Raw genomic sequence first — 13,245 nt, forward strand, 5'->3', positions numbered from 1 at the left:
ACGGCAGGGGACGAAGTGACCCCCACCAGCGTGCTGGCTTGCGGGCCCCGAGGTCGGGGCCGTGCGTGTGATGGCAGCATCATAGGGCCGACGGCGTCGACACGTGACCTGCACCGCGCAGCTTACGGGATCAGACGATCCTGATCAGGATCTCGGAATGTCCGGCCCGGATGACGTCACCGTCGGCGAGCTGCCAGTCCTGTACCGGCGAGCCGTTGACCAGCGTGCCGTTGGTGGAACCCAGGTCGGAGAGCATGGCGGTCTGACCGTCCCAGCGGACCTCGATGTGGCGGCGCGACACACCGGTGTCGGGCAGCCGGAAGTGCGCGTCCTGGCCGCGGCCGATGATGTTGGAACCCTCACGCAGCTGGTAGGTGCGGCCGCTGCCGTCGTCGAGTTGCAGCGTGGCCGAGTAGCTGGACTGGGCCGGGGCACCGTAACCACCCGCGGGCTGGCCGTAACCGGCTTGCGGCTGGGCGTACCCACCCTGCTGGCCGTAACCGGCGGGCTCCTCGTAAGCGGGCTCGGCGTAACCGGCCGCCTGGGCGCCGTAACCGGAGGACTGACCGTAGCCGGGCTCGGCGTAACCGTTCTGGCCGTAGCCGCCCTGCTGGTCGTAACCGGGTTCGGCGTAACCCTGCTGGCCGTACCCGGGCTGCTGGCCGTAGGCCTGCTGCGGATCGGCGTAACCCTGCTGACCGTACCCACCCTGCTGGTCGTAACCCGGCTCGGCGTAACCGGGCTGGCCGTAACCACCCTGCTGGCTGTAGGCCTGCTGGCCGTACCCGCCCTGCTGGTCGTAACCGGGCTCGGCATAGCCCTGCTGGCCGTACCCGGGCTGACCGTAGCCCGGCTGCGGGGCCTGGTCGTACCCGTTGTGGTACTCGCCGCCCTGCTGGCCGTAGGCGGGGTCGTAGCCGGACTGACCCTCGGGCGCGCCGTAGCCACCGCGGCCGTAGTCGTCGGCAGGCGGATAGGGAGCCCCAGGCGCGGCGGGCGGCGGTGCGTACCCGCGGTTGCGTGGATCGGACTCCGCGGGCTCTCGGCTTGGCTCGTAGCCTGAGTTGTGCGTCATGGGGCCAGCTCCTGGTTGCGGGTGTGCGGGTCGTTGTGGCGGTCCGGGGCGAGGGGGGACGGTCCCGCGACCGGCGTCGGGGTCGACGCGGCCGCTCGCTCTGAACATTCCGGTGTGCAGCGTAGGTGATGCCTCGAACGCCACGTGCACTTCGCCGTAGGTCTGCCAGCCCTGCTCGCGGATGTAATCCTGCAGATGTTTGGCGAACGCCTTGGTCGTCAGGTCGTGATCTGCGTCGAGTTTCCCGAAATCTGATTCGTTGATCGTGATCACATAACTGTTGGGTGCGAGCTGATGCCCGCCCTCCAGATCCTGGATCCGATCTGCGGCTTCGCGCTGCAGCGCGGCCTCTACCTCCTGGGGAACGACGCTGCCGCCGAACACCCTCGCGAACACGTCACCGACGGCGCTCTGTAAGCGACGTTCGAATCTCGACACGATGCCCATCACAGCCCTCCCTTCGGTGCGCGTGTCCGTCCTGTCGGAGTGCCCTTTACGGCGTGTCCGAACCCGACCACGTTCCTTGCATGATATCCACGATCCTCCTACCAGGTAACTCCCGGCGCGGCGCCCCGGTTCCCGAGCTGTGCAGGTTCACATCACCGCAGGTCAGGGGCCCGATTTTATTTTCGGGTGGCGAGCATGTTAGATTTTTCGAGTCGCTCGGGCGAGTGGCGGAATGGCAGACGCGCTGGCTTCAGGTGCCAGTGTCCGTAAGGACGTGGGGGTTCAAGTCCCCCTTCGCCCACAGAGAGCAAAAGGCTCGATCCCTCGGGATCGGGCCTTTTGTCATTTCCGGCGACGCTCACCCCTTGCGTGCGACGAGTAGGTGGAAGGGGAACGGCGGGCCGGGCAGGGTGCGCTGTTCGACCGTGAAGCCGGCCCCGGTGAGCGCGCCCGTCACCTCGGCTGCCGGGCGCAGCGTGAATCCATAAGGGGTGAAAGGCATCCGGGCCATACCGTCCGGATCGCCGATACCGATCACGGCCGTGCCGCCGGGCCGGAGCACGCGATCGAGTTCGGCGCACGCGGCAGGCAGGTCGTCGAGGAAGTAGACGGTGTTCACCGTGATCGCCGCGTCCAGGCTCGCATCGGGCAGCGGCAAGGCGGCGAGGGTGCCCTCGGCGAGCACGAGCCGATCCTCGGCCACCTCCATGGCGTAGGTGCCACGGGCGCGGGCGAGCATGTCGGGCGAGGGTTCGATGCCGTGCACCACGCCGTCCGGGCCGACTCGCTCCAGCAGCATCGCCAAGCCCGCGCCGCCGCCGAAGCCGATATCGGCCACATCCGCGCCCGCGGCGGGGGCAGCGCCGTCGACGGCGCCCGCGATGGCGCGCTTGTTTCCCCGATTGAGGAGCAAGGCCACCACCTTGCCGAGTGGTCCGTGTGGATTACCGAGCTGGCCGGCAACGATGGTGAGCAAACGGTCCTTGACCCCGGTCATGTCGTCATCGTAGGGCTTCGCTATTCCGGGGCGGTGAGGCGAAGATCACAGCGCGGTAATCCGGCTGTCTTCCAGCTGTTTCACTGCCCGTCTCGAGCCGTTCGGGAGCCGCTGCGCAACTTGTCAGCCGCGCAGTAAGTAGCTGCATGGCAGGTGATTCGACCTGATTGCTAGTTGTTGATCATGTTTGCAGCCTTGTAAACAAACTTAAGGTTTCTTTTAAGGCGCCACGTATCGCGCAAACCGAAATCCGGTTGCCGTTGTCGCAGGTTATCGGCTACGCGCGGGGCGCGGTCGGGGGTGTGGGCAATGGGCAGCAATATTCCCTTGACCGCGCCATCGAACGCATGGGACTCGTGGTCCCAGGTTTGCCGAAGGTGAATTCCCGGTGTGTGCAATTGCCTTCCCGGCGAAGCGCCAGGAGTTAGCTGTAGTTGTGGAGAGCGGGCGCTTCACAGGTCTTCGCAGACCCGCACTCGATACCCCTAACCTGCGCGTAGGGGGTTGCATGGGCATAACGATTGTGTACAGTTAACGGCAACGCTGGCCGCAGCTCGAGCTCGACTCGCTGCGGCCAGCGGAACTCAAATCGGGGGAGTTCACCAACTCGTAACCTCACGTAGCTGTCGATTGCCCAGTGGGCTCACAGCCGAGGTGTGCTCGGAGTTGCCTGCCGCACAAATGCACGTGCAGATGCGTGATCACGCCCGCGCGGGAGCCTTCGGCAGCCATCGCAAGGCCGGATCGGGCATGGCCTCGGGGAGCGCGGAAGCGGCGTCCTGTTCTTCGGCGACCCGGCGGCCCACCACGAACACATAGGCGAGGAACAATCCTTCGGCCAGGAAGCCGAGAGCGATGCGCACGGGCGCGGGCAGGCCGCTGGGCGTCACGAATCCCTCGAGCAATCCACACACCAGCAGCACCACGACCAGACCGAGCGCGACCGTGGCAGTCGCCCGGCCCTGCCGTGCCATCGCGGCGGCCCGGCTCGACCGACCGGGATCGACCAGCGTCCAGCCGAGCTTCAAGCCGACACCGCCCGCCACGAACAGCGCCGTGAGCTCGAGCGTTCCGTGCGGAAGGATGAAACCGAAGAACGAGTCGAGCCGGTCGGCGTCGGCCATCAATCCACCGGTTATCCCCAGATTCAGCGCGTTCATGAACAGGGCATACACAGCCGGGAGAATCAGTACGCCGGTGAACAAGGCGATCGCCGAGACCCAGGAATTGTGGGTCCACACCTTGGCGGCGAAGGCGTCGTTGGGGTGTTCGGAGTAGTAGGTCTCGAACGAACCCCCAGGTCCGGTGATGATCGAGTGATCGCCCTCGGGAATCCCCAAGGCTTCGCGGGCGCCCGCCGAGTTGTCCACAAGCACCGCGATCACCGTGCTGACGAGCAGGAAGATCGCGGTTGTCCCCAACCACCACGGCCATGCTCTGTACACAGTCGCCGGAAAGCCCCTGGTGAAGAATCGGCCCATCTCGCGCCACGGCTGGGAGCGCGCCGCGAGCACGCGCCCACGCGCGCGGGCGAGCAGCGCGCTGAGCCCGGCGAGCACCTCGGGATCGGCCCGATGACCCTGCAGCTTGGCCAGCTGCTGGGACGCCGAGCGGTACAGGGCGATCAGTTCGTCGGCCTCGGCCCCGGTGAGCCTGCGCTGACGGACCAGCTGATCCAGCCGATACCACGACCGTTGACGCGCCCAGCTGTAGGCATCGGTGTCCATATCGGGAATGCTAGCCACATGGCCGAATTCACCACCGGCGAAGCGGTGGCGCTCGAACTTCCCATCGCGCGTATCCCCAGCCGTGCGGGCGCTTTCCTGCTCGACCTGATGCTGCAGTTGACGCTGGCCTTCTGCCTGTTCTACGCCGGGATGCTGATGCTGTTGTGGAGCGCCGCCGACGAGGCGTGGATGTCGGTGCTCGCGGTGGTCACCATCGTGACCGTGCTGGTCGGTTATCCCGTGTGCAGCGAAACCCTCACGCGCGGACGCTCCCTGGGGAAGATGGCGTTCGGGCTGCGGGTCGTTCGCACCGATGCGGGCCCGACCGATTTCCGGCACGCGCTCACCCGTGGGCTGACGGGGGCGATCGTCGACTTCTGGATGCTCGGTGGCTTCGGCGCGGTCGCGGTGATCACCTCGCTGTGCTCACGCGAGGGCAGGCGTGTGGGTGACGTGCTCGCGGGCACGGTGGTTGTGCACACCCGTCAGCAGCTTCCCCGGCCCGCGCTGGCGGCCGCACCCCCGTGGCTCACCGGCTGGGCCGCGCAGCTCGACCCGACCGGCCTGTCCGACGAGCTCGCGACGGCCGCACGGCAGTACCTCACCAGGTTGCGTACCCTCACCCCGGCCGCCCAGCACCACCTGGGGACGAAGCTGGCCGAGTCGATGTGCGCGGCGGTCCGCACCCAGGTGCCCGCGGGTTATCCCCCGTATCACGTGATCGGCGCGATTCTGTCTCGGCGCCAGCAGCTTTCGCTGCGCTGAGAAGTTGTCCACAGGCCCATCCTGTGGACAACCTGTTGGTGAATCGGTGCATGAACTGTGAGTGCCGGTGGAAACTCCGGCTGTCCACAACTCAGAGCGAACCGGACCGCTTGAGCTCCAGATACTCGTCGGCCAGCGCCTCGGGCAGCTGATCCGGCGCGGCGGTGACCACCGCGACCCCGCGCCTGCGCAAGGATTCCCGCACCACCGCGCGTTCGGCCAGCACGGTCTCGGCGGCGGCCGAGGTGTAGACGGCATCGGCGGTTTCCCGGTCGCGAGCGGCGGCGGCGATGTCGGGGTCGGTCACCGAGACGATGAGCACCCGGTGCCGTCGGGTGAGCGTCGGCAGTGCGGGCAGCAGGTGTTCGGTGACCGTCGGACCGTCCAGACTGGTGAACCACACGATCAGCGCCCGCCTGCGCACCCGGGCGAGCACGGTGCGAACCAGGCCGTCGGTGTCGGTATCCACAAGCTGCGGCGTGACCCCGGCAAGGGTGTGCATAAGTTTCATCGGCAGGCCCGCACCACCGGCACCGGTCACCTCCGCACGCACCGTGCGGTCGTAGGCCAGCAGGTCGACGGTGTCGCCCGCCGCGCCGGCCAGCCCGCCGAGCAGCAGGGCGGCCTCGATCGCGCAGTCCAGCCTGGTGCCGTCGCCCACCCGGCCCGCGCTGACCCGGCCGGTGTCGAGCACCATCAGCATGTGCCGGTTGCGTTCGGGCCGCCAGGTGCGCACGAGCACATCGGTGGCGCGCGCGGTGGCCCGCCAGTCGATGCTTCGCACGTCGTCGCCTGCCACGTACTCCCGGAACGAATCGAATTCGGTGCCCTGACCACGGGTATTGGCGACATTGCGGCCCTCGAGGTGATGCAGCCGCTTCACCTTCGACCGCAGCAGGCGTTCGCTGCGGAAGGCGGGCAGCGCGCGGACGCGGGCGGGCGCGTCGACGCGAGTCTGCCGCCCGGCCATGCCGAGTGGTCCGAGCAGACGCAGTGTCACCGGACCCGCCACCCGGTCGCCGCGATATACCGGATTCAGCTTGGTGCGGAACCGGACCCGGGTGTTCGGTGCCAAAGCCAGGCGGCGCGTGCGGTATTCGGCGCGCGCACTCTCGGGCCACGCATCCCAGAGCAGCCCGCGAACCGCAGTGGTTCCCGTATTGGTCACGGCCAGTTCGACTTCCGTCTCCCGGCCCAGCCGGACGACGGTCAACGGCTCGCGCGTCACGGTCAGCGTGTTCGGGCGGGCGGCCAGCGCGACATCGATCAGCAGGACGACGAGCAGCAGCGAACTCGCGCCGAGCACACCACCGAACGACGGAACGGCGAACATCACCAGCGCACCCGCCATCGTGGCGAGCAGCGCGAACCGGCCTGTGACGACCACCGCTACACCGGAACCGGCACCGAGCCGAGCAACGACGCGAGCACACCCTCGGCGCTCACCCCGTCCAACTCGGCCTCCGGACGCAACTGCAGACGGTGCCGAAGCACCGGAACCGCAACGGTTTTCACATCGTCGGGGGTCACGTATCCGCGTCCGTTCAGCCAGGCGAAGGCGCGGGCTGCGGCGAGCAGCGCGGTGGCGCCACGGGTCGACGCACCGTGGGCGACGGCGGGCGAGGACCGGGTGGCTCGGCACAGGTCGACGATGTAGGCGAGTACCTCGGGACTCACCGTCACCTGGCCCACCGCGGCCCGCGCGGCCGCGATGTGCGCGGGCCCGGCGACCGGGCGCAATCCCGCCGCACCGAGGTCGCGTGGGTCGAAGCCGTTGGCGTGGCGCTGCAGGATGCGGAACTCGTCGTCGCGTTCGGGCAGGCGGATGTCGACCTTGAACAGGAACCGGTCGAGCTGCGCCTCGGGCAGCGGATAGGTGCCTTCCTGCTCGATCGGGTTCTGGGTGGCGATCACCACGAACGGGTCGGGCAGCGGCCGGGGCTGCCCGTCGACCGAAACCTGGCGCTCCTCCATCGATTCCAGCAACGAGGACTGCGTTTTCGGTGGGGTGCGGTTGATCTCGTCGGCCAGCAGCAGGTTGGTGAAGACCGGCCCCTGACGGAAGGTGAACTCGGCCGAATGCGGGTCGTAGATCTGCGACCCGGTGACATCACCCGGCATCAGGTCGGGCGTGAACTGCACCCGGGCATGCTCGAGGTCGAGCGAGGTGGCCAGCGCACGCACCAGCAGCGTCTTGGCCACGCCCGGCACACCTTCCAGCAGCACGTGCCCCCGGCACAGCAGCGCGAGCACCAGATATAGCACGGCCTGATCGTTACCGACCACCGCCTTCCCGATCTCGGTACGCAAGGCGGCCAACGCCGCCCCGGCCTCGGCCGCGGTCGGCGTCTTCTGCAGGACAGTGTTGTCGGTCATCCGAGCTCCGTCTCGATCCATTCGAGGTGTGCGGCAACGTGGTAGAGGGTTGATTCGTCGGGCACCGGGCCGAACAGTACGGTGCCGATCTGGGGGGCTGGGGTGCCGAGGCGGGTGGCGACGGTCGCGACGAGTTGGTCGTCGGTTGGGGTGCCGAGGCGTGGTCGGATTCGGCGCAGGGTCGCCGAGCGCAGGATGTGGGCGACGTAGGCCACGTCGCCCGAGCGGCGGTACAGCCCGGCCTGGCCGGCGAGCAGTTCGTTGGCGGCCACTTCCACCGGGCGCGGTTCGCCGACGAGTGCGCCGCGCCTGCGGGCTCGCCACCACACCACCACGGCGAAGGCGATGAGCAGTTGCAGGCCGCCGTAGGCCAGCCAGCCGGGGAGGGTGCTGAAGATCGAGTCGCTGCCCGCGGGATCGGGGAGGTCGTCGGGCCGGTCCGGTGGGCTGTCGATGTTCGGAGGCGGGTCGGGCGGGGTCGGTGCGTTGGGCGCGCCGCAGGATTGCAGGCCCGCGTACAGGAGCACGCCGAGGAACAGGATGCCCGCGAGGACCGCCCAGAACCGTGGGTTGCGCAGGATCGCCGGAAGTGGCGGAAGTTGTCGGCGCGGTGCGGGTTCGGTGTCGACGATCTCGATGTCGACCGGCTCGGCGGCCGGCGGTGGCGCGTGCTGGGAATAGCGGTCGGCGTATTCGAGGTGGCGGTATTCGTCCTCGGTGGCGCGGCGGCCGCCGTAGACGACCTCGTCGAAAGTGCTTGCCGCCGGATGTAATTCGGCGGACTGTTCGGGTGGAAGGGTGAGGGTCGCGTCGTCGGCGGTTTCCTGCGCGGTGCGTGAGCGGCGCACCGGCAGGCTGCCGTTCTGTTCCAGTCCACGCAGGACCGCGCGGAAGCGTTCCCGTACGGCACGGTCGAAATCGCGGCGGCCCGCGGCGTTCTCGGCTTCGGCGCGATGGTCGGCGGCCGGGCCGAGCCGGGGCGGTGGCGGGGGACCGATCTGGTTGTCGTTCATCGGTTCTCACCCGGAATGCGGATGTCGAGCCCTTCGCGGACACAGCGACGGTCGATATAGCAGAGCACCCGGCTGGTTGATTCGACGATCTCGGCGACCGTCACCACCAGCAGTAGACCACCGACGACCAGCGTGATGAAGGCCCATCGGTGGGTGCCGGAGAAGTCCGACAGAAAGAAGGGGATGCCGAAGGCGGGCACCGCGAGCACGGCGAACAGCACCCGCTGGGTGAGCCAGAGACCGCCGATGCTCCAGTTCGCGCCCTCCACCAGGTCTTTCGAGCGGATGACGGCCTGCCGGTAGCCTGCGTTCTCGGCGATGATCGCGGGTTCGGTGACGAATCTGCGGGCACGCAGATTCGACAGCCAGATCAGGGCGAGCGGATAGGTGATGACGAGCAGGCTGCCGACCGCCAACACGCCGATTCCGATGAGCGAGAACATGATCTGCGCGAGCACGAGCGGCCCGCCGTGGTGTGCGGCAGTCCGAAGGCCGGACCGCAGGCCGATGCGGGCGCCGGCGAAGTCGGCCAGCACCAGGGCAACGGTCACACCACGCAAGACCAACCGCGACAACCACCCGAACGCGGCCGTTGCCAGCACCACCGCCCACGCGGTACCCGCGTCGGAGCCGTCGGTGAGGTGCGAGACCACGCCGGTGATACCGAGTACACCGAGTACGGCGAGGGTGAGCGTTGCCCCCGCGAGCGCGGCCAGCGGCCGGATATGGGCTTGGATGAGGGCGAACGGCTCGTCGAGCAGTTCGCGAAATCGCAGGGGGCGGATCGGGACCGTCGGCGTTTGTGCCGGATCGATGCCCGCCCCGACGGCGCCGACCGTGGTCACGGCGGGGCGCACGGCCCGAGTCTAGCGGGGCCGGGCCGGGGCAGTGGGTTCACGGAGTGTGCGGAAGGGCGAGGTGGGTGGGTTCGAGGCGGCCACGCAGTGTGACCTGCTCGCCGAGGGTCCAGTGGTTCGCTTCGGTCGGCGCGGACTTGGTGAGGGTGGTCGCGGAGGTGAGCAGGCGTTGTTCGTACTGCTTGGACAGTTCGCACAGGCGGGCCGCCTCGTTGACCGCATCGCCGATGACGGTGAACTCGTAGCGATTGTGGGTGCCCACATTGCCCGCGACCACGCGCCCGGCGGCGACGCCGATGCCCGCGTCCAGGTCGGAGGTGTCGCGCAGGCGGCGCTGGATGGCGCGGGCACACGAAAGGGCCTCGCCCGCCGCGTCTTCCAGCGGCGCGGGAGTACCGAAGATGGCGAGGGCGGCGTCGCCTTCGAACTTGTTGAGCAGACCGCCGTGGCGTTCCACCTCGTCGACGACGATGTCGAAGAAGCGGTTGAGGATGCCGACGATCTCGGGCGCGGGAAGGGTGGCGGCCATGGTCGTGGAGCCGATGATGTCGATGAACAGGGCGGCGGCCTCGGTTTCGGTCCCGCCGAGGACGGGGCGCGAGGCGATGGCGGCCATGGCGACATCGTGGCCGACGTGTTTTCCGAACAAATCCTCGATCATGGCGCGTTCGCGCAGGCCGTGCACCATGTGGTTGAACCCGCTCTGCAGCTCACCGAGTTCGGTGCCGTCGTAGAGCGCGATCTCGGCGTCGAGGTCGCCGTTCTCCACCCGGCGCAACGCCTGGCGTACGCCACGGATCGGCGCGACAGTCGCGGCGACGACCTGCGCCATCAGCAGCATGCCGAACAGCAGCGCCGAGCCGCCGAGACTGAGCACGCACACGGCCAGGCGCGCCTTGCTCACTTGAGGATCGGCGAGTGCCCAGATGGCGACGACCATCGCCAGCGCCACCGGCACACCGACACCGACGAGCCACGACAGCATGGTGCGGCCGAACACGCCGATGCCGCGCCGGCGTTGCGGATCGGCTTGCAGCACCCGCGCGGTGACGGGCCGCAGCGCGAATTCGACGATCAGATAGCTGTTGGCGCACACCACGATCGCGGCCGACCCGATGGCGAGGATGAGTTTGGGGATGAGCCCCGGCTCGATCACGCCGTACACGATGGTGAGCACGATGAGCGCCAGGGTCCACAGCATCGCCTGCTGCAGCACCATCCAGCGCGGCGCCGAGACGGTGACGCGCTGTTCGGCCGGTGTCGGCACGTGGTCGGGGTCGGTGGCCCAGCGCATGGTTCGCAGCCCGGCGACGGTCCCCCACACCGTGCCGATCGCGAGCGCGGCCACCGCGCACAGCGGCGTGAAGACGGCGTTCACCAGCAGCAGCCGCCCGGTGAACATGCTCGGCCCCGGCAGCACGAATCCCGCGAGCACGATGGTCATCGCGATGCCGATGAGGTTGGCGATGAGCAGGGGAGCGGTGAGCAGCAACTGCACCCGCACCCGGCGGATGGTCGCCTTCTCCTCGGCGGGTCCGAGCAGGGGCGAACCCCAGGGCGAAGACGTCCCGGAGCGTACGTCGCTGATCACACTCGAACTGTAAACCGAATCACCCTGAACAGGCGACCTTGTTAGCTAGGTCACCGGCGAATCCGGTACGTATAACAACTGATGGTCGCGCGTTTTGTCGTGCGCACCCGGAGGTCGTCGGTGCGATCGATCACCGCTGACGCCCAGTGAACAGATGTCCACTGAGCTATCGAGCAGGCGGCAGCTGACGCTGTCGGCCACCCGGCAGCTCCTGCGCGTCCGACCCGGCCAGTTCACCCTGCCCGGCGGCGGGCAGCGCCGTGCCCTGTCCTGCGGGCAATGCGGTGTAGCTCGGCTGCCCAGGGTACTGCCGCGGATCCGGGTGGTAGTTCCGGCCGGGCGCGTCCACCACATTCGACGCGATCTGCTGCGCGTACGGGTTGTACTGCGGCGGTGGATAACCCGCGGGCAGGTAACCCTGCTGCCCGGGCGCCTGCTGGAACTGCTGCTGCGGTGCGTGCTGGAACTGCTGCTGCGAGTCCTGGGTATCGACGGTCACCTTCCGGCTGCGGCGCAGCGTGAAGGTCACCTCCTCGACCTCTTCGAACGCCTGTCGCGCCGTCCGCAGCGGATGCGTGGCCGAGTCGATGGCATTGGCGACGAACGACGGGACGAGCGGCCGGATCCAGCGCGCGGCGGTGTCGGTGAACGGCACGGTCCCGATGATCGGCAGCTCCAGCCCGCCCCCGGTCGGCGCCTGCGGCGGTGCCTGCTCGGCGGGTACCAGCGCACCGGCCTGGCCGTGCGGCAGGGCGTGCGGGAGGTATCCGGCGGGCAGCTGCTGCTGCGAAGTCGGTTCCAGAGCCACGGACTCGTCCTTTCGATGCGGCTCGGTGTACCCGAGCTCGAAACCGCCGATCGCGGCGATGATCCTGGTTCGCTGGCGTTCTCGATCGATCACGCCGTCGGCCTCGATGGCCAGCCGTTGCGAGTCGAGTTCCTGGTCGGCCCGCAGCACCGCCGTCTCGGTGCGCACCTCGGCCTGTTTCACCGCGATGGCGGCGTCGGCGGCGCGTTCGGCCCGGTCGGCGATCTCGTCGGCGGCGACCTTGCGGTCCAGCGCGGTCTCCCCACGCCACCAGCGCAGCAGCAGCGGCAACAACGCCAGCGCGATTCCCGCGACCAGCATCAGCAGGCGAAGCGCGGCGCCGCCGAGGTGATCGGCGGTGTAGCCGTTCATGGCCAGCCAGCGGGCGCCGATCCCGCGATCGCCCTCGGCGAAGGCGTCGGCGCGGGCGGCGGCCAGCTCGGCCGTTTCGGCGCGTACGCGCTGGTCGAGGCCGTCGGTGCGGGCCTGTGCGGCGGCGAGCTGCTTGCGGGCGTCGTCGAGCATCTCGTTGGCGGTCTGGGCCTCGGGTCCACGACCGGGAACACCGGTGATGCGGGTCTGCGGGCACTCCGGGGTCGGATTGAACTCGCAGCGCGCGATCACCAGGTTGCGGTCGATATCGGCCTGCGCGGTCGCGATGGACGCGTCGAGCGCGGTGCGGTCGGCGACGGCGAGGTCGTACTCGGCGCGCGCGGTGACGACGGCAGGCGCCTGTTCGGCGTCGGCGTGGGCGCGCACGTCCAGCTCGCGGTCGACGGTCCCGCCGAGCAGCACGGTGGTGGCCAGCTCGGCCACGAACACCCCGGCCAGCACGCCGATTCCGACGCGCGCGGCGGTGCCGCGCCGGTCGTCGGTGGTGTTCCTGGTGGCAAGCGCCCGCCCGATCGCACCGGCCGCCACGGCGGCGAGCAGCGCGAGCACGGCGACGAAGAAGAACCCGATCCCGTCGGCCGCGGCGAGCGCGACGGCGGTGACCAGTCCCGCGACCACGCCGAACAGCGCCACCGCGGCGCCGGTGACGACATATCCGGCGTTGTCGGGCCCGTTGTGGTCGCGCGAAGGCGTGACGAGGCCGCCGCCGAGCCAGGCGAGTGTGCCGGTCATACCTTCTCCCCGGTTCTTTCGCGTGGCGAAACTGTCATGGATTCGTGGTGTCAGCGTGACAGGCCCGGCGCCGCCACACCGAGCGGCGAAGCGGTATTTGTGGTCAGCCTCACAGATCCGAACTCCCGGCATCGCGGCGGTAGCGGCGCGGGCCGCCGACCTCGGCGTGTCGGTCCCGGCGAGCCGCATCGGTGGCCGCTTCGGGGCCGTCCTGTGGCGAACGACACTGCCGCGTGTTAGCTGGATATGTGCTGTGAAGAGCGTCTCACTTGCAGACCGTACGGTTGGCTGACTACCAGGGCATGTCGGGGCGCTGTCAGGAATATCTCACCGTCGGTGGCCCTGGTTAGCGGGAAACCATAGGTTTGACCTGCGCTTTGCTGGGGAATCCTGCTGCGATGCAGCTGAGTTCGGTCGAAGGTCACACACCTCCGGCCGGTTCCGGCTCGCCCGTCGACGGTGTT

At 68.8% G+C, this 13,245-nt stretch carries 10 protein-coding genes and 1 tRNA gene; 2 read left to right on the plus strand and 9 right to left on the minus strand.

Annotated elements, in window-relative coordinates:
• Positions 1-130: 130 nt before the first annotated feature.
• Positions 131-1,522: an FHA domain-containing protein gene (locus LDL21_RS22745; RefSeq protein ID WP_225281653.1), complete on the minus strand. Its 1,392-nt coding sequence runs from the start codon at positions 1,520-1,522 to the stop codon at positions 131-133.
• A gap of 218 nt (positions 1,523-1,740) precedes the next feature.
• On the opposite strand from LDL21_RS22745, the gene LDL21_RS22750 reads away from it, so the two are divergent.
• Positions 1,741-1,823 (plus strand) — tRNA-Leu (locus tag LDL21_RS22750).
• 57 nt (positions 1,824-1,880) lie between these two features.
• On the opposite strand, the gene LDL21_RS22755 is transcribed toward LDL21_RS22750, so the two are convergent.
• Together LDL21_RS22755 and LDL21_RS22760 are read right to left on the minus strand one after the other, a co-directional pair.
• The gene (locus LDL21_RS22755; protein ID WP_181698188.1) at positions 1,881-2,519 is read right to left on the minus strand and encodes a class I SAM-dependent methyltransferase; all 639 of its coding nucleotides are present in this window, start codon (positions 2,517-2,519) and stop codon (positions 1,881-1,883) included.
• Between the two features lie 701 nt (positions 2,520-3,220).
• A complete protein-coding gene (locus LDL21_RS22760; protein WP_225281654.1) occupies positions 3,221-4,246 on the minus strand; it encodes a stage II sporulation protein M in 1,026 nt (341 codons plus the stop codon).
• 18 nt (positions 4,247-4,264) lie between these two features.
• Here LDL21_RS22760 and LDL21_RS22765 point away from each other — a divergent pair, with 18 nt between their 5' ends.
• Positions 4,265-5,011 carry an RDD family protein gene (locus tag LDL21_RS22765; protein WP_181698186.1) on the plus strand — a complete coding sequence of 249 codons (747 nt, stop codon included), beginning with the start codon at positions 4,265-4,267 and terminating at the stop codon, positions 5,009-5,011.
• Positions 5,012-5,102: 91 nt separating this feature from the next.
• Here the strand turns inward: LDL21_RS22765 and LDL21_RS22770 are convergent, their stop codons facing one another.
• The 6 genes from LDL21_RS22770 to LDL21_RS22795 form a co-directional block, all read right to left on the minus strand.
• Positions 5,103-6,398, minus strand: a complete 1,296-nt coding sequence (locus tag LDL21_RS22770; RefSeq protein WP_225281655.1) for a DUF58 domain-containing protein — start codon at positions 6,396-6,398, stop codon at positions 5,103-5,105.
• Between the two features lie 2 nt (positions 6,399-6,400).
• Complete coding sequence (locus tag LDL21_RS22775) at positions 6,401-7,387, minus strand: AAA family ATPase (protein WP_067644085.1); 987 nt, start codon at positions 7,385-7,387, stop codon at positions 6,401-6,403.
• Complete coding sequence (locus LDL21_RS22780; RefSeq protein WP_225281656.1) at positions 7,384-8,400, minus strand: DUF4129 domain-containing protein; 1,017 nt, start codon at positions 8,398-8,400, stop codon at positions 7,384-7,386. Before LDL21_RS22780 ends, LDL21_RS22775 begins: the two co-directional genes overlap by 4 nt.
• The gene (locus LDL21_RS22785; protein WP_225281657.1) at positions 8,397-9,257 is read right to left on the minus strand and encodes a hypothetical protein; all 861 of its coding nucleotides are present in this window, start codon (positions 9,255-9,257) and stop codon (positions 8,397-8,399) included. The genes LDL21_RS22780 and LDL21_RS22785 overlap by 4 nt, the downstream gene beginning before the upstream one ends.
• Positions 9,258-9,294: 37 nt before the next feature.
• A complete protein-coding gene (locus LDL21_RS22790; RefSeq protein ID WP_225281658.1) occupies positions 9,295-10,848 on the minus strand; it encodes an adenylate/guanylate cyclase domain-containing protein in 1,554 nt (517 codons plus the stop codon).
• A gap of 166 nt (positions 10,849-11,014) precedes the next feature.
• Positions 11,015-12,781: a DUF4407 domain-containing protein gene (locus LDL21_RS22795; RefSeq protein WP_225281659.1), complete on the minus strand. Its 1,767-nt coding sequence runs from the start codon at positions 12,779-12,781 to the stop codon at positions 11,015-11,017.
• Positions 12,782-13,245 lie beyond the last annotated feature (464 nt).

The sequence above is a fragment of the Nocardia rosealba genome (genome assembly GCF_020216065.1).
Taxonomy (GTDB): Bacteria; Actinomycetota; Actinomycetes; order Mycobacteriales; family Mycobacteriaceae; genus Nocardia; species Nocardia rosealba.